Raw genomic sequence first — 14,737 nt, forward strand, 5'->3', positions numbered from 1 at the left:
ATGCGGCGGAAGCTCACCGGCTCCCGACGTACTGAGAGCCGGCAGCGGCCGATTTGACGAAGGCGTTGCGGTTTGCATCGATCGCGGACTGAACAGCGTTCGGCCGGGCCTGCGTTGCGGCTTTGCTTCCGCCCGCCATTATGATGTCCACCAATTCCTGAACGAAACCGTCCTGCATGCGCTCGGCTCCCTTGCGAGCCACGTACCCCACTGCCGGGGCAGCGACAGCGCCGACAGGGCCGCCGACTTGGTAGCCAACGCCGGAAGACAGGGCGCCGCTGACAATCCCGGTCGGGGAGAGTTTGCCCACAAGCCGAAGTGCGTTCTGGTCGGGCGTGCCAGTGATGGCCTGCATCAGCGCCGCTTGCTCGTCAGGCGTAAAGCCGCGCGTGGCGCTCCTGTTGTTCCGCAGGGCCTTCATTGCCTGGTGCGAAGCGTTCTCGCGATTGGCGCCTGATCCGGCAGCGGCAGCATTCAATTCGCCGCGGGCTGCGGCCTCGGTGACGACATTCGCTTTCGACATGCGGGACCAGAGATCGCGCGCTGTCTTCAGGGCTTCGGCTCCGGCCGTCGCGTCACCGCTCAGAATTTCGCCCGCTTGCGTATTGCCCACAAGGTCATCGATCCGATTGACGATCGCGGAAACGGCCGCGTTGTTGCTCTTGTTGCCGGGGATGAAACCGCCGCTGGCAACTTTTCGCAGCGTGTCGAGCCCTTTCAGCGTCACGTTCTGGCCTTGAAGATCCTGGAGCCGTCGAAGGACGGCAGCGGCTCCGGGCTGCAATGCCGGGTCGAAGCCAGTATCTGTGAGCGTCTGAACAATTTCGGACTGAAGTCTTCCCGTTGCTTGGGGCGTAAAGATCACGCCGGCATTGTCTGCGGCGTCATAGGCCTGCCGGGCTACCGTCGATAGTTCGTCCATAGTCGGGATCTGCGGCTTTGCATTGAATGCCCCGGCGACCTTGCGAGCGCCCGTCGCGACCGCTTCGCCGGCTGCGTTGCCCGCGCCGCCGAAAATCGCGCCCATCAAAGCGCCTTCGCCGATGTCCTGATCATGGCCGGAAGCGTTCAGCGCGCCATAGCCAGCACCCTCGACTGCGGCGAGCCCGGAGCGGGCAACGGTGCCGGTGACGCCCGGAACCGCCGCCGCGATGCGGGGCAAGGATGCGCCAGCGCTCGCGGCCATTACAGGGGTAGCGATAGCCCCGCCGATCTCGGCAACGGTCGTTGCGGAGCCGCCACGCATTTGAGCCTCTGCGCTCTTCTGCTGCTCTTCCTCGGTGCTGGTGCCGTTCGCCCATCCGGCGAGCTTGTCCGCATAGCCGAAGGTTGCGCCATTCGCGATCGAGCGCGCCACATCATCGGCGGCAACGGCCGCTTTCTGATACCAAGGCTTCGCGTCGAACTCGGCTTGCACGTTCTCAGCGGTTCGCGGCTGCGGTGCGGTCTCCAGCGTGAAGCCGTCGGGCAGGGGCGGAAGCTGCTGCGGCTGCGGCTGCGGTTCCGCTTCGAGCTGAAAGCCGGCGGGAAGGGGCGGCAGATTGCTCATTGGGCAGGCTCCCAATTTCCGTTGCGCAGGACCAGGCGCTGGCCTGTCTGCGGGTTCGTCGCGTAGACCGGCGCGGCGGCTTCAGCGGGCGCCGCCGGAGCGGTTTGCTCGGTCGGCATGGCCGATACGCTCAGATCCACGCCAGCGCGCTCGGCATTGATGATTGCGTCAGGTGGCAGGCCAAGGCGGATAGCTGCCAGGGCGCGGGCGCGAGATGCCTTCTTCTGGTCGAGCAATTCGGGGCTGTCGAACGGCTGCGGGAGATAGACCCGGCCGTATTCCGACTGCTCTTCCTTGGTGATGGCGGCGCCAGTGTCTTTGCGCAGGATCGCCTGTAGGAACTCAAGACCGGCCTGCTCGGCAAGCTGATATTCCTTGCTCTTGATCGCGTTGCCGCCGGCCTGTTCCGTCGCGCTGCCGATGCGGCCGGTGATCTGCGTCAGGGCCTCGCCGTACTGGTCGAGCTTCGGGATCGCACCGGAGGCGCGCGTGAAATAGACGCTAGCCTTCGACTGCCCCTCGGTGAGCGCCTTGCCGCCCTGCTGAACCACGGTGCCATCCGGCAAAGTGACTGACATCGACGGCCCGCTATCTTTCGGCAATGGCTGCGCTCCGGTGCGGATAGCCGCACCAGGCGAGAGAAACGCGCCGGTCTTGCCATCCGGGCCAACGCCCTGAACCGGTGCGCGCTGACCAAGGAAATCGTCCAGCAGCATGTCGTCCGTCAACACGCCGGCCTCAATCAGCCGCTGCCGCTCCGCTGCTGCTTGCTCAGTCTCGCTCATCAACTTTGGAGCACCGGCGGCGGGACCGATGCCGGGCATCTCCAGAAGCCCCATCACGTCTTGAGCGACCTCCGGGCGGATCTGACCAGGATCGAGCGGGCCGAGTAGCGTTGTGATCGCCTTCGTCTGATTGTCGCGGAGATTGTTGCCGCCGCTCACCGCGGCCTCGCTGTCCACCTTGTATCGAGCGTTTACGTCGGGAATGCCGAGCCGCTCTTTTGCTGCGGCCTCGATCATCTCGCGCTCAGAGAGCACGCGGGCATTGTCGCGAACGTTGTTTTCCGTCGCTGCCTGATAGCCGCGATCGACATTGTAGGTGAAGCCCTCCGGCGTCTGACCATAGCCCTGAACGCCCGTCAGAGACGAACGCTTCGAAGCGGTCGGATCTTCGGGATTGTCAAAAAGCCAAGCCAACTGGTTCATCTTGGCCCGGCGCTCATCTGCCAGGGCATAGTTCGCCACGTCGGCGGCTTCCGGTGGCTGAAAGAGGCCGGCGAGGTTTGCAGCCGCAGTGCCAAACGCCTCGTTGTTAAAATAGCGGTTCGATTTGATCATGGCGAAATCCTCAGTGGATGGCCGGGCGGTCTTCATAGACCGCTGACAGGGTGGTTTTGGCGATGACAAAGGCGAGATCGGCTTGCGGGCCGGTGGCGATTGCGTTGCGCAAATAGACGCCCCGCAGATCGGCCTCCAGCATCGCGACGGCGGCGAGAAGCCAAGGCCGACGGGCTGCGTCTGCTGTCGTCAGCGCCGCGTTCGCGCAGCCCAAGCAAAAGAAAATCTCTTCAGGGGTGAGGCGGCCGGCTGTCAGCTCGGTTACGCGCGGCGCAACAGCAAAGAGCCGCTGCGAAGCTTCAGCGATCAAGCCGGCGTCGAGTGAGCCGAAGCCCACGGCGTGGACCAGGTGATGCAAGGCGTGGGCGCAAGGGATCAGCACCGAGCCGGCCATTGCCGTGTCGAGATGCTTGATTGTCTCGGAGAGGTGAGCATTTCCATCGGTCATGAGAATATCCCGTAGGTTGGCTCAGTTGACGCCTCAAGCAGCGCGTCAATCGTGCCGTGTTGGCGATCGTACCGACGCTGGGCCATGTCCTGCCGATGCTCGGCAATCCGCGCATGATTGATCAGGATTTTCACACGGCTTCGATCGTCCTCAAAACACGGCAGGCTGACGTCCTCGCGGTCAAACGCCTGGACCAGACGCGCCGCCGCAAGAAACCCATCGCCCAAATGCTCGCGGTCGATCTTTCCCATGCGTTCAGTGTCGGTCCCCCAACGCAAAGCGTGTGCGAGCGCATCGAAGCAGCTGGCGAACAATTCATTTGTGAAGCGGGTGTCGGGCAACTCCCAGCGCTCCCGCCTGGGGTCGGCGAAGTGCAGAATATCGCCAAGCGCCATCTGGATTTCGAAAACCCAATTCGAATGACCGCCCGCGCGCCGCAGATGTGTTGCCGCTGCCTTGGCCCTTTCGTTGGCCGCTGCCGTTGCGATGCCGTCCATGGATCTGCCCACTGTGCTGTTGTCGTTGCGACAATGTGGGCCGGATTGCCGAGCCGATATATACGGCTGAAAAGCGCGCTTTTCGGCGAGAAATTTGGAGAGTAGCGGGCAGATGGTCATAGCGGCATCGCATGTCACGAACGGTCGCGCCGCTTGGAAGCTGGCGAGGTTGTTCGATTGACGAGAGAGCCCGGAGGCCCGGCGATGCGGCTGCCTGAAGTCCGCTGTTTACTGACAAGCCGAATATAGCACGGTGAGGCCTGGGAGACCAGCGTGACGGCAGCGGATGGCGGGGTGAAAAGTTCCAGCGAACCGCGAGTTTCTCCGGGCGGGGCATTCCCATTCCCGGCGGCGTTTCGGGGTATACCGGAGGGGGATCGGGGGTGGCCGGGTGGCACCCTCCGGGCGGGGGCAGCGACGGCGCGGACGCTTCGACCTGTTGCGCTCGATGACCGTGCCGCGTGAAAGAACGTCCGTTGACAGGGCCGCAGATAGTGTTACATTAATGGCAACGAACGTAGACGAAAACGTAACACACTCCGACAAGGACAGGAACGGCAATGGCAAACGGCAAGTTCATCGCTTACTATCGCGTCTCGACCGCTCGCCAGGGTGCCAGCGGCCTCGGCCTTGAAGCGCAGCAAGAAGCGGTCCGCGCCTACCTGAACGGCGGCAACTGGTCGCTGGTCGCTGAAGTGACAGAAGTCGAGAGCGGCAAGCGCAACGATCGCCCGAAGCTCGCCGAAGCGCTCCGGCTCTGCAAGCTGCACGGCGCGACCCTGATCATTGCCAAGCTCGACCGTCTGGCCCGTAACGTCGCGTTTATCTCGAACCTGATGGAAAGCGGCGTGGACTTTACCGCCGTTGACTTTCCGAAGGCGAACCGCCTGACAGTCCACATTCTCGCCGCCGTGGCCGAGCATGAGCGCGAAATGATCTCGCAGCGCACGAAGGCCGCTCTTCAGGCCGCAAAGGCGCGTGGCAAGCGTCTAGGCGGTGATCGCGGCAACTTCGCCGATGTTCGGGCGCTCGGTCCTGCCGTAAGCGTTGCAGCCCGCAGCAAGAAGGCCGATGACCGCGCCGCGCTGGTCGCGCCGATCATCCAAGAGCTACAGGCCTCCGGCGCTTCTCTGCGCACCGTGGCGGCGGAATTGAATGCTCGCGGTATCCCGACGCCTCGCGGCGGCGAGTGGAGCGCGGTGCAGGTCAAGCGGGTGGCCGAGCGCGCTGCCTGACGCCTGAGAGCCCTAAAGCCCGAAACGACAACGCCCCGGCTTATGACCGGGGCGAACTGTTTGTGCGGCTTCGTAATGGGATCAGGCGCAAAGCGAGAGGCACAGGCGGCGGAGCACTGGATTGCGGGTATATTTGGCGATCACGGCCAACTCGTCTTTGTTCAGCCTCGTCTCTTCGCTGTCGCCGGCAACGATGGAAGCGCGGAGATCGGCAGCGACCCGCCACGCGATTTGCACCTCGTTTTCGTCAACGTTGCGAGCCGGCAGCCGGCTTGCGTCGTGGGTCGGGGCTTTGGCGGCATTGAAATCGATCACATTTGACATTTTGAGGCTCCCAGGCGCTGCGTTTCGATGCTCAAAGCCTACGCCATATCGCCACTAAGTCAATGATTTTGTTGTCTTATTAGTCTTGCTGATGAAGAGACAAACGATTCAAAATCGGCCGGATTTAGCCGAAAACGTCGGGTTTCTCGTCGTCCTGCTCCAGCGCGCCCGCTTCGACTGCCCGGAGTACCGCCTGTTTCTCGGTTTCGAGCCGATTGGTGAAGTCGCGGAGTTCCTGCATCGACATTTGACTTAGATCCTTCTCAGGCTCGCTGTTCTTCTGATCGAAGAAGCCGCCCGCTCTGAGGATGCTTGTTCCTGCCGTGCTCCGGGCCGGTGCCGGCGCCTTTGGGTCTCTACAGACGCTCACCAGGGCCTCAACGGCCGCGATTACGCCCTCGGTCTGGAGCAGGTGCTTTGCCCGCTCCATTGCTTCTCTACGTTCGCTTGCTGCGCTCACCCGAATACTCCTTGATCCTGATTGGCCCGCTCTTGCTCTGCGAGCCGGCGGTAATGGTCTCGTGCTTCCTCCAGCGCCGCGGCCTGCCGTTGCAGTTCGGCGAGTTCTGCGGACACTGGCCTGTCATCGGACTTCTCAAGGCTGGCGCGGATCTCTGCGGCTCGCTTGCGATCGTCCCGACGCCTTGCGCGCTCCGCTGCCGGTCCTGGTGCATGGGTCTTCGCCCGCTGGTCGTAGCGCTGCCGTTCTACCGGGCTCATGGCTGCCAGCCGTTTCGCCTTCGCCTTGCGATCCCGTTCGATCTTTTTCAACTTCGCCTGTAACTTGGCCTCGGCATCTGGGGCCTTCCCGTTGGGCCACTGCGTCAGGTTCCATTGATCACCTTTAGGGGTGGCCCCGCCATGAACCCGGCAGCGGTCATGACCGGCCAAGGCCAGGTTTTGGCAGGGGCGGTGATCCTCGGTCGATTTCGTGCGAGCGCCGCAAAGCTCTCGAAAGGGTCGGACTTCTCGATTGTATCGCGTCAGGGCTTCGGCGCCTGCCTTTGGCAGTCCGGACTTGTCCCACGCCTGCTGTCGCTCGGAGCGCTTCTTAGGCATGCCTCACCCCCTTAGCGGAATAGTGCGCCCATGAGGTGTGCCAATTTGAGCGCTCAAGACCAGGGGCGCCCCGATTGCTCCGGCTGCGTTCGCCGACAGATTGTCCGACCTCGCGACCCCAAAAGCCCAAGGGGTGGAGGCGGCAGCGCGGCTGGCGCGCAGCGCAGCCTCTCCCCCGTAGGGGTGCAATTTTGCGCAAACAATTTTGCGCACCTGAGAACCCCTGAGAAACAAGGAGTTTTGCGCAATTCTGCGCAATTTCGCGCACCCCAATTTCGCGCAAAGCTCTGCGCAATGATTTCAATGGCTTAGCGGGATTTGCGCAAGATTGCGCGCAGAGTTTTGCGCAAGTTCTGCGCACCTTGTTCGCCCGTCTCATTCGAATACTCCGGCATCTGTTGAAGGCTTCGCGGACACTTTGTCGTGAACGACGATGTAGCCGTATTGCTTCTGGCGCTGATCGTTCTTGCCAATCACATCGAACCTGATCGCTCCACGCGCCTCCAGGCGATGCAGCGCGTTGGTGATGTCGTCCATAGAGAACGCAGCCAGGATGTCAGCGGCTCGTCGCTCAAGCACCCTCGGAGCAAACAGGCCGCTGCGGGGCTTGTCCGACATCGGCACGCCGGGCATTTCGAGCAGGGCCGAGACAACCGCGCTTTCTGCGGCGTCGTTCAGGCTCGGAATGGCACCGGATGCGCTTGCATCACGAAGGACCGCGGGAGCGCTGCCGGCGAGCACGTCGAACGCGCCACGGTTCCAGCGCAGCTTCAGCCCGGCGCCCTTCGCCCCATAGTTCAGCTTCATGTTGGTGAGCTGCCGGATATCGCCGCTCTTGGCCTTGCCCGGATACTGGAGATAGAGGCGGGAGCGAGAGGCGTTATTCCAGCCCGTCGAACCGGAGGTGCCATCGCCGGAACTTTTGCCGGCAGCGGACGGGTGGCCGAGCGCGATCACCGAGCCGCCAATCGATCGCCCCAAGCCGCCAAGGAAGCGCTTCACGAAGTCGTTGACCAGAACGCGATCAATCTCTGAGCCCGCGTAGATATCGGCGATCGTATCGAGGATCAGCACATCGGCATCGAAGGCAATCGCATCCTCGCGGATCTGGTGCCAGAATGCCGTCTTTGCGAGCGTCTGGCTTTTCCGGTCAAAGGTCGCAATGAAGTTGTCCTGAAAGTTTCTCGACACCAGGCGCAAGTTGCCAAGCTCGGAGAGGCTGACGCCGAGCGAGCGGTTGATATCGATCTGCCGACGGTGGAGCTCGGCCGCGCTATCTTCGCAGAAAATGCACATCACGCGGGCCGGGCGAGTGATCTGGCCTAGCCAGCTTCGGCCCGTCGCCGCTGCCGTCGCGTACTGGTGCGCCAGCAGCGTTTTGCCGATGCCGCCATCTCCATAGAGCAAGGTGACTTCGCCGCGGGGTATCCAGCCCTCAACCTCCCACTCGCGGGGAAGCGGCTCGATGCCCTGCCAATCCCGGCTAGGGTCGATCCATCCCAACGGCGGCAATTCAGATACGGCCTTCGGCGCGCGCTCGACGGCCTGGGGCTCCGCGTGGAAGCCCTCGGCAATCAGTTCCTCGACCTTGGCAACGGACAGGCCGCTGTCGCTCAAGGTGGTCCAACGATCGACCAGGCTTGTGAACGTGGCGGGATTGGAGATCCGCAGAGAAGCCAGCAGCCCGCCGTTGTCGCGGATGTCGTCCGCGTCCCACGATCCCGGCTCCCGCTTGCCGAAGCCTTGCCAATCGACAAACTCAAAGACGCGGGCAATCTCCAAATCGCCGGCCTTGTAGCCCATGGCCTGCGCGACCGTGAGAGATGCGCTTTTCCAATCGGTCGAGCCCGCATAGGTCGGGAAGCTGTCGGAGCCGAGCCGGCGGCAAAGCCATGTGACGGCCTGCGCGGGAGTAGGGCGCCGGGCGCTGTCCTCGGCAACCTCGTAAACCTCGCCCTCTCCGGGCTGATATTCCGGCGAGCCGCCGAAGTGAATTTCGCCCTCGTCATCGATCTCGCCAAACTCGCAAATCAGGCTGATGGGGCTATGCGCCCGGCGTGTTCCCCAATCATAGATGCCATCAGGGTAGATCGTGAGATCTTCCTCAAGCTCGCGGTCCAGGTGATCGGCGCCGATCCGCAATTCGCCTTCGTCGTTGCCGACGTTCAGGCCGAGCCCAAGCACATCAGGCAGCCAATCCCTTTTGCGCTCCAGCGCAGCGCGTGTGATCGGGTCGCGCACCTTTGCCGAGACCGCGCCGGGCTTGCGGGAGGGTTTCACGTTGACCGCATAGCCGAGAGCTTCGGCCTTCTCCCTGATGCGGGCGAAGATGGCCGAAACGCCCTGTTCATCGATCGAGGGGAGATCGGGCAGATTGTGTTCGGTGAGCGTGTTCATCTGCGGAACGCCGCTTTCGTGCATACCGCTGACAACGACTTGCTGCCCCGTCGCCAGGAACTCCAGCTGATGCCGATGGCCGCCGGCCTCGAAGGTCATGACCTCCTTGTAAAGTTCATCCTCGGTTCGGGCGAAATAGACGGCGCTGGTCGAGTTGGATCGCTCACGGCGCGGCATACCCTTCGCCGACAAGCCGAAGCGCTCGGCCAAGACGTTGCGGATCTCAGCGGCAAGCCGGCGAGCCTGCACATCGTGCGGCGCCGTTGACGACGGGTCCACCTTGATATCGCTATCGAACGCGACAAGGCCAAAGCCGGTACGAATGCCGATCCCGGTGCCGGCCGGCAAGGTCTTCCACGTTCCAAGATCGATCGGCGGGGCCTTCGTCCAGTTCCAGGCGTTGCGCCAGTTCGTGCCGTTCCACTCGCCGGGAACCTTGCCGTTCGCGGGGCGAGATTGCCCACTGACATAGGAGCCGCAAGGAGGGAGCGGCAGCATCAGGTTGCCATATCCGCGAGCGCTGAGCGCTCTGGCGCGCTGGTGCACCGGAAGCAACTCCGGCGCGGGCGAATGCTGCGAATTGCCTTCCTGTTCGCCCTGGTCGGCAGGTGAAAGCGAATTGTTTTCAAGAGATTTCGATGCTATATTCATGTTCGTCATCCATCTGCATTGAGGCCCGTTCCAGTTCGCGCTGGACGGGCCTTTTTCGTAGGTTTCAGGGATCGTTGTTGACGGCGAGATAGATTGCGCTGGTCTTCACGCGGACGGGCGAAGCTGTCGCCTCGACCCCGTCAATGAACCTCACAAGGCTCGCCACGGTGACGACGACGGGGCCGCCGGCCTGAAGCTGCCGGCCGACTAGACGGCCTTCGCCGATGCGGTTTCGCACCCAATCGGGGCTTCGCGCCATGATCTGCGCGACCTCGCGGACGCTGACAAAGGCTCGATCGCGCCAAGGGATGTAGATTTCGGCTGCTGACTTGGTCATCTCTTTTCTCCTTATTTCGGAGAAGGCAGACTGCGCGGAGCCGCCGCGCCAATAAACGAGATATGCCGAGAGGATTTGCGGCGAGCCGCCTCGGCAGCCCGTTCGGTCTCCAGATCGGCAGCGATAACCCGCAGTTCCTCGGCAACAACGAATAGCGTGTCCCAAAGGAAGCGGCGGAGCTTCGGGCAGCCGCCGCGCGCGCGCACCGCTGCGGAGGCTTTGCGCAGCCAGGCTTTCAGGTTCTTTTCGACGCGATCCTTCGTCGCGGGGGCGCCAAGGAACTGAGCCGCCTGCTTGGCCGCTGCCGAGTGGGACTTTCCTTCGGTGGTAAAGAGGGAGAATGCGGCCGCATAGATGATGCGCGTGTTGTAATCGACTTGCGGCCTGCCGCGCTGCGGTTTGCCTTCACCCTCCAGCAGCGGCACCCAAACCGGCGCGATCTCCACGCAGGCTTGATCAATCGCATACTCGACCAGCGACGGATCGCCGATTAGCTTGACGCCTCGATGCTTCAGGTACTCGGCCGCGACGGCGCGGAGAACGTCTGCCCGGATGTCGTCCCATATGTGTTGCTCATACGGGGGGAGATTGTCGAAGCGCTCTTTGGCGCGCTTGAACACGGTATCGGCGGCGGTCATGCTGGCACCGCCTTTGCGCCACGCTCGCGCAGTGCGCCGGCGGGGATCGCTTCGAGCGAAGCGAGATATTCGATCACCGAGCTTGTCTTGATCCCGGTACGGCCGCCGATCTTCACGAAGACCAACTGCCCGGCAGCTTGCATCCGGTAGAGATTGCTTCGGCTCACCCCGCCCAAGAGGGCAGCGGCATCATTGAGCCGGAGAATTGGGCGGTCCTGCCACGGTATATCGGAACCGGCCTTGATTGCACGCGTGTTTGCTGTCGTCGTCATCTGGACGCCTCGCGAAAAGCGGGCTCCAGGCCCGCGCTATTTTTTTGGAAGTGTTTCCATCGCGGTTCTTTCAGGTCATCCGGTTCTACAAATCATATGCGACGTTATTGGAGAGGATGGGGCAGTTTTGGCCTGCTGTAAAGGCTCAAAATTCCACCTAACCCATTCAAAACGTAAGACATTTCATACTTGAGAGTACCATAACTCACTGGCCTGATTGAGATAATCCGGCTTCTCTCCGGACGGAAAAAATCTGCATCTTTTCCATCACTCGCCTGGAGCGACGGTATCGGTATCGCCGAGACCAGACAGGCCAAACCGGGCCATCCTAACGGCATGCACATGTTAGGGTAAGCGTTGGGGCGAAGCCTCAAAGCGTCAAAATTCGTCAATGATTTCAATGGGGAGTGGCGGACAAGGTGGGATTCGAACCCACGGTACGCTTTCACGTACACACGCGTTCCAGGCGTGCGCCTTAAACCACTCGGCCACCTGTCCTGCTGCTTGATTTGGACCCTTGGGCGCAAATCGTTGGAACGGCGCGATATATACCGAGGAATTTTCAGGGATCAACCTAAATCTAACAGTTTTTTGACTTCTTCCAGCAAAAGTGCCGGAAAGCGGTCCATTGCGGTTCCGGCAGCGGGGCATTAGTGTCCGATGTCGTGGAGAGTGGGCGCAACTGGCCGGGTGAAACCCGGCGGATCGGTGGCGGAGAGAGTAATGCGTTTCCTTTTGCGTTTGGCGAGCCTGATCGCGCTGGCGGTGGCGGTGATTGCCGGGACGATCGACAGCATACAGTCGGTGGCGGCATCGTCGGTGGTCATCACGCCGATGGGCGATGCCTGGCAGGACATGAACGCATCGTCCTTCGAGGCGCTGCAATCGACCGTCGCCTACTATATCCATCCGCGCGTCTACACGCTGGGCTTCCAGTGGCTGATGATGCAGCCGGCTTTCGCGGTATTCCTCGTGCTGTCGCTGATCCTGTGGATGGCGGGGTACAAGAAGCCGCCGGTGGCGGGGCGTTTCGCGGCATAGGCGACGGCGTGATCGAGGCGTCCATTGCCCGCTTTTTTGCTACCTGACGTGGCGGCGACCACCGTTAAGCGGGAATGCGCGCACGATATCCAGGGCGGACCCAGCGCGACCACCAGCGAATGGCGACGTCTCGCGTGGCTAGAAAAATCGCATTCTGGCGTTGATTTTGCGCAAAAAAAGATTGCCGTGGCCGGTTTTTACGCAGTGTCGTCAAATTTTTACCAGTCGAAAAATTTCCCGTGAGTTTTTTTTCACGCCATGCAAGGATGCGGCAAGCCAGCCTCCGGGGGGAGGTCGGCGGTTCCGCAGACATGCCTGAAAACGGGCTTGCGGGAGGACCCCTAACAAATAGCAACAACAGGGCTGCACAATGAAAAAATCCCTTCTCGCTCTCCTCGCCGTGGCTGCCATGTCCACGACGGCGCTTGCTGCCGACGTCAAGCCGGCACTGGTCTACGGCACCGGCGGAAAGTTCGACAAGTCATTCAACGAAGCCGCCTACAATGGCGCCGAGCAGTTCAAGAAGGAAACCGGTATCGCCTACCGCGATTTCGAGCCGACCGGCGACACCCAGGGCGAACAGGCCATCCGCAATTTCGCAAGCCGCGGCTTCAACCCCGTTGTCGCCGTCTCGTTTGCCTGGACCTCGGCGATCGAGAAGGTCGCTGCTGAATTCCCCGACACCAAGTTCATCATCGTCGACGCCGTGGTCGACAAGCCGAACGTCCGCTCGGTCGTCTACAAGGAAGAAGAAGGCTCCTTCCTGGTCGGCGTTCTCGCCGGCATGGCATCCAAGACCGGCAAGGTCGGCTTCGTCGGCGGCATGGACATTCCGCTGATCCGCAAGTTCGAGTGCGGCTACGCGCAGGGCGCGCGCGCCGCCAATGCCAAGGTCGAGGTGTTCCAGAACATGACCGGCACGACGGGTGCGGCCTGGAACGACCCGGTTCGCGGCGGTGAACTCACCAAGAACCAGATCGACCAGGGTGCCGACGTGATCTACGCGGCAGCCGGCGCCACCGGTCTCGGCGTGCTGCAGACCGCCGCCGACAACAAGAAGTTCTCGATCGGCGTCGACAGCAACCAGAACTACCTGCATCCGGGCTCGGTGCTGACCTCGATGGTCAAGCGCGTCGACCTCGCCGTCTACAACGCCTACACCGACACCAAGAACGACAAGTTCAGTGCCGGCGTGCAGTCGCTCGGCGTCAAGGAAGACGGTGTGTCGGCCGCCATCGACGACAACAACAAGGCGCTGATCACGCCTGAAATGCTGGCCGCCGTCGAAAAGGCCAAGGCTGATATCATCGCGGGAACCGTCAAGGTTCACGATTACACCTCGGACAACTCCTGCCCGAAGTGATCCGCGCCTGAAATTGGGCGTATGGCGGACGTGATTTCCGCCATACGCCCTTTTCGTATCTGGAGCCTGCTGTGACTGACACGCCCGCTATCGAACTTGTGGGCATCGACAAGAAATTCGGTGCCGTCCACGCCAACAAAGACATCAACCTCACGGTCGCCAAGGGGTCCATCCACGGCATCATCGGGGAAAACGGAGCCGGAAAATCGACGCTGATGTCGATCATCTACGGCTTCTACCACGCCGACCAGGGCGAGATCCGGGTCAACGGCCAGGCCGTGACGATCAAGGACAGCCAGACGGCGATCTCGACGGGAATCGGCATGGTGCACCAGCACTTCATGCTGGTCGACAATTTCACGGTGCTCGAGAACATCATGCTCGGCGCCGAGGGCGGAGCGCTGCTCGCAAGAGGCGTGGCATCGGCGCGCGCCGAGCTGAAGCGGCTGGAAAAGGAATACGGCCTCGAGGTCAACCCGGATGCGCTGATCGAGCAGCTCCCCGTCGGCCTGCAGCAGCGCGTCGAAATCCTGAAGGCCATGTATCGCGGCGCCGAGATCCTGATCCTCGACGAGCCCACGGGCGTGCTGACGCCGGCCGAGGCCGACCACCTGTTCCGCATCCTGAAAGTGCTGCGCGACCAGGGCAAGACGGTCATTCTCATCACCCACAAGCTGCGCGAGATCATGGCGATCACCGATACGGTGTCGGTGATGCGCCGTGGCGAGATGGTCGCCACCCGCAAGACGGCGGAGACGACGGTCGAGGAACTGGCTGAGCTGATGGTCGGCCGCCGCGTGCTTCTGCGCGTGCAGAAGGGCGAGGCCAATCCCGGCAAGGTCATCCTGTCGGTGCGCAATCTGACTGTGAAGGACGACCGTGGCGTCGTGATGGTCGACAACGTGTCGTTCGACGTGCGCGCCGGCGAAATCGTCGGCGTGGCCGGTGTTGCCGGCAACGGGCAGTCGGAGCTCTTGGAAGCGATCGCGGGCATCCGCAAGCCGCATTCGGGCGAGATCCTGCTCGATGGCGAGACGATCGACAAGGCCGATCCGGCGCGGCTGCGCGAACTCGGCCTCGCGCATATCCCCGAGGACCGCCACCACATGGGCCTGGTGCTGAAGTTCGAGGAATACGAGAACTCGGTGCTCGGCTATCACCGCAACCCCGAATACAGCAAGGGCCCGCTGCTCGATCTCGAAGCGATCCGCAAGGACGCGATGGAAAAGATCGAGAAATACGACATCCGGCCGCCGAACCCGCGGCTGAAGACCGCGAACTTCTCCGGCGGCAACCAGCAGAAGATCGTCGTCGCCCGCGAAATCGAGCGCGACCCGACGGCGCTGATCATCGGCCAGCCGACGCGCGGCGTCGACATCGGCGCCATCGAATTCATTCACCGCCGGATCATCGAGATGCGCGACGCGGGCAAGGCGATCCTGCTCGTCTCCGTCGAGCTCGACGAAATCCGCGCCCTTTCAGACCGTATCCTTGTCATGTTCGCCGGCCATGTCGTCGGCGAGAAGACGCCCGATGCCGGTGAACAGACCCTCGGCCTGATGATGGCCGGCATTGCCGCGTGAGGC

At 62.3% G+C, this 14,737-nt stretch carries 15 protein-coding genes and 1 tRNA gene; 4 read left to right on the forward strand and 12 right to left on the reverse strand.

Features of this window, described 5'->3' with window-relative positions; all coding sequences use genetic code 11:
* Nucleotides 1–13 precede the first annotated feature (13 nt).
* The 4 genes from GGQ67_RS13705 to GGQ67_RS13720 are packed head-to-tail and all read right to left on the reverse strand — an operon-like array spanning nucleotide 14 to nucleotide 3,834.
* Nucleotides 14–1,549 carry a hypothetical protein gene (locus GGQ67_RS13705; RefSeq protein ID WP_183900714.1) on the reverse strand — a complete coding sequence of 512 codons (1,536 nt, stop codon included), beginning with the start codon at nucleotides 1,547–1,549 and terminating at the stop codon, nucleotides 14–16.
* Nucleotides 1,546–2,889 (reverse strand): hypothetical protein, encoded by a 1,344-nt coding sequence (locus GGQ67_RS13710; protein ID WP_183900715.1) that lies wholly within the window; start codon nucleotides 2,887–2,889, stop codon nucleotides 1,546–1,548. The genes GGQ67_RS13705 and GGQ67_RS13710 overlap by 4 nt, the downstream gene beginning before the upstream one ends.
* A 10-nt stretch (nucleotides 2,890–2,899) precedes the next feature.
* The gene (locus tag GGQ67_RS13715) at nucleotides 2,900–3,337 is read right to left on the reverse strand and encodes a hypothetical protein (RefSeq protein ID WP_183900716.1); all 438 of its coding nucleotides are present in this window, start codon (nucleotides 3,335–3,337) and stop codon (nucleotides 2,900–2,902) included.
* Nucleotides 3,334–3,834: a hypothetical protein gene (locus GGQ67_RS13720; RefSeq protein WP_183900717.1), complete on the reverse strand. Its 501-nt coding sequence runs from the start codon at nucleotides 3,832–3,834 to the stop codon at nucleotides 3,334–3,336. The genes GGQ67_RS13715 and GGQ67_RS13720 overlap by 4 nt, the downstream gene beginning before the upstream one ends.
* Nucleotides 3,835–4,394: 560 nt before the next feature.
* Between GGQ67_RS13720 and GGQ67_RS13725 the strand changes: the two genes are divergently transcribed.
* Nucleotides 4,395–5,069 carry a recombinase family protein gene (locus tag GGQ67_RS13725; protein WP_183900718.1) on the forward strand — a complete coding sequence of 225 codons (675 nt, stop codon included), beginning with the start codon at nucleotides 4,395–4,397 and terminating at the stop codon, nucleotides 5,067–5,069.
* Nucleotides 5,070–5,150: 81 nt separating this feature from the next.
* Here the strand turns inward: GGQ67_RS13725 and GGQ67_RS13730 are convergent, their stop codons facing one another.
* From GGQ67_RS13730 to GGQ67_RS13765, 8 genes are all read right to left on the reverse strand, one after another.
* Nucleotides 5,151–5,384: a hypothetical protein gene (locus tag GGQ67_RS13730; protein ID WP_183900719.1), complete on the reverse strand. Its 234-nt coding sequence runs from the start codon at nucleotides 5,382–5,384 to the stop codon at nucleotides 5,151–5,153.
* 133 nt (nucleotides 5,385–5,517) lie between these two features.
* Nucleotides 5,518–5,853, reverse strand: a complete 336-nt coding sequence (locus GGQ67_RS13735) for a hypothetical protein (RefSeq protein WP_183900720.1) — start codon at nucleotides 5,851–5,853, stop codon at nucleotides 5,518–5,520.
* A complete protein-coding gene (locus GGQ67_RS13740; protein WP_183900721.1) occupies nucleotides 5,850–6,452 on the reverse strand; it encodes a hypothetical protein in 603 nt (200 codons plus the stop codon). The genes GGQ67_RS13735 and GGQ67_RS13740 overlap by 4 nt, the downstream gene beginning before the upstream one ends.
* Before the next feature lie 375 nt (nucleotides 6,453–6,827).
* Nucleotides 6,828–9,500 (reverse strand): AAA family ATPase, encoded by a 2,673-nt coding sequence (locus GGQ67_RS13745; RefSeq protein ID WP_183900722.1) that lies wholly within the window; start codon nucleotides 9,498–9,500, stop codon nucleotides 6,828–6,830.
* A gap of 64 nt (nucleotides 9,501–9,564) precedes the next feature.
* Entirely contained in the window at nucleotides 9,565–9,837 is a 273-nt protein-coding gene (locus GGQ67_RS13750; protein ID WP_183900723.1) for a hypothetical protein, read from the reverse strand.
* Between the two features lie 11 nt (nucleotides 9,838–9,848).
* Nucleotides 9,849–10,475 carry a hypothetical protein gene (locus GGQ67_RS13755; protein ID WP_183900724.1) on the reverse strand — a complete coding sequence of 209 codons (627 nt, stop codon included), beginning with the start codon at nucleotides 10,473–10,475 and terminating at the stop codon, nucleotides 9,849–9,851.
* Nucleotides 10,472–10,747 carry a helix-turn-helix transcriptional regulator gene (locus GGQ67_RS13760; RefSeq protein ID WP_006725176.1) on the reverse strand — a complete coding sequence of 92 codons (276 nt, stop codon included), beginning with the start codon at nucleotides 10,745–10,747 and terminating at the stop codon, nucleotides 10,472–10,474. The genes GGQ67_RS13755 and GGQ67_RS13760 overlap by 4 nt, the downstream gene beginning before the upstream one ends.
* Nucleotides 10,748–11,155: 408 nt before the next feature.
* Nucleotides 11,156–11,245, reverse strand: a tRNA-Ser gene (locus GGQ67_RS13765).
* 225 nt (nucleotides 11,246–11,470) lie between these two features.
* Between GGQ67_RS13765 and GGQ67_RS13770 the strand changes: the two genes are divergently transcribed.
* The 3 genes from GGQ67_RS13770 to GGQ67_RS13780 all read left to right on the forward strand — a co-directional run bounded on the left by GGQ67_RS13770 (nucleotide 11,471) and on the right by GGQ67_RS13780 (nucleotide 14,734).
* Nucleotides 11,471–11,788 carry a hypothetical protein gene (locus tag GGQ67_RS13770; protein WP_183900725.1) on the forward strand — a complete coding sequence of 106 codons (318 nt, stop codon included), beginning with the start codon at nucleotides 11,471–11,473 and terminating at the stop codon, nucleotides 11,786–11,788.
* 370 nt (nucleotides 11,789–12,158) lie between these two features.
* Entirely contained in the window at nucleotides 12,159–13,151 is a 993-nt protein-coding gene (locus GGQ67_RS13775; protein WP_183900726.1) for a BMP family lipoprotein, read from the forward strand.
* A 71-nt stretch (nucleotides 13,152–13,222) separates the two neighbouring features.
* A complete protein-coding gene (locus GGQ67_RS13780) occupies nucleotides 13,223–14,734 on the forward strand; it encodes an ATP-binding cassette domain-containing protein (protein WP_183900727.1) in 1,512 nt (503 codons plus the stop codon).
* Nucleotides 14,735–14,737 lie beyond the last annotated feature (3 nt).

This window comes from Rhizobium metallidurans (assembly GCF_014196505.1).
GTDB classification, from domain to species: domain Bacteria; phylum Pseudomonadota; class Alphaproteobacteria; order Rhizobiales; family Rhizobiaceae; genus Rhizobium; species Rhizobium metallidurans.

What these genes read in the sequence shown, in the direction of transcription:
- GGQ67_RS13760 (WP_006725176.1), bottom strand. Translation starts at nt 10,747, where the DNA reads ATGACGACGACAGCAAACACGCGTGCAATCAAGGCCGGTTCCGATATA.
- GGQ67_RS13710 (WP_183900715.1), bottom strand. Translation starts at nt 2,889, where the DNA reads ATGATCAAATCGAACCGCTATTTTAACAACGAGGCGTTTGGCACTGCG.
- GGQ67_RS13740 (WP_183900721.1), bottom strand. Translation starts at nt 6,452, where the DNA reads ATGCCTAAGAAGCGCTCCGAGCGACAGCAGGCGTGGGACAAGTCCGGA.
- GGQ67_RS13755 (WP_183900724.1), bottom strand. Translation starts at nt 10,475, where the DNA reads ATGACCGCCGCCGATACCGTGTTCAAGCGCGCCAAAGAGCGCTTCGAC.
- GGQ67_RS13715 (WP_183900716.1), bottom strand. Translation starts at nt 3,337, where the DNA reads ATGACCGATGGAAATGCTCACCTCTCCGAGACAATCAAGCATCTCGAC.
- GGQ67_RS13770 (WP_183900725.1), top strand. Translation starts at nt 11,471, where the DNA reads ATGCGTTTCCTTTTGCGTTTGGCGAGCCTGATCGCGCTGGCGGTGGCG.
- GGQ67_RS13725 (WP_183900718.1), top strand. Translation starts at nt 4,395, where the DNA reads ATGGCAAACGGCAAGTTCATCGCTTACTATCGCGTCTCGACCGCTCGC.
- GGQ67_RS13720 (WP_183900717.1), bottom strand. Translation starts at nt 3,834, where the DNA reads ATGGACGGCATCGCAACGGCAGCGGCCAACGAAAGGGCCAAGGCAGCG.
- GGQ67_RS13750 (WP_183900723.1), bottom strand. Translation starts at nt 9,837, where the DNA reads ATGACCAAGTCAGCAGCCGAAATCTACATCCCTTGGCGCGATCGAGCC.
- GGQ67_RS13745 (WP_183900722.1), bottom strand. Translation starts at nt 9,500, where the DNA reads ATGAATATAGCATCGAAATCTCTTGAAAACAATTCGCTTTCACCTGCC.
- GGQ67_RS13775 (WP_183900726.1), top strand. Translation starts at nt 12,159, where the DNA reads ATGAAAAAATCCCTTCTCGCTCTCCTCGCCGTGGCTGCCATGTCCACG.
- GGQ67_RS13705 (WP_183900714.1), bottom strand. Translation starts at nt 1,549, where the DNA reads ATGAGCAATCTGCCGCCCCTTCCCGCCGGCTTTCAGCTCGAAGCGGAA.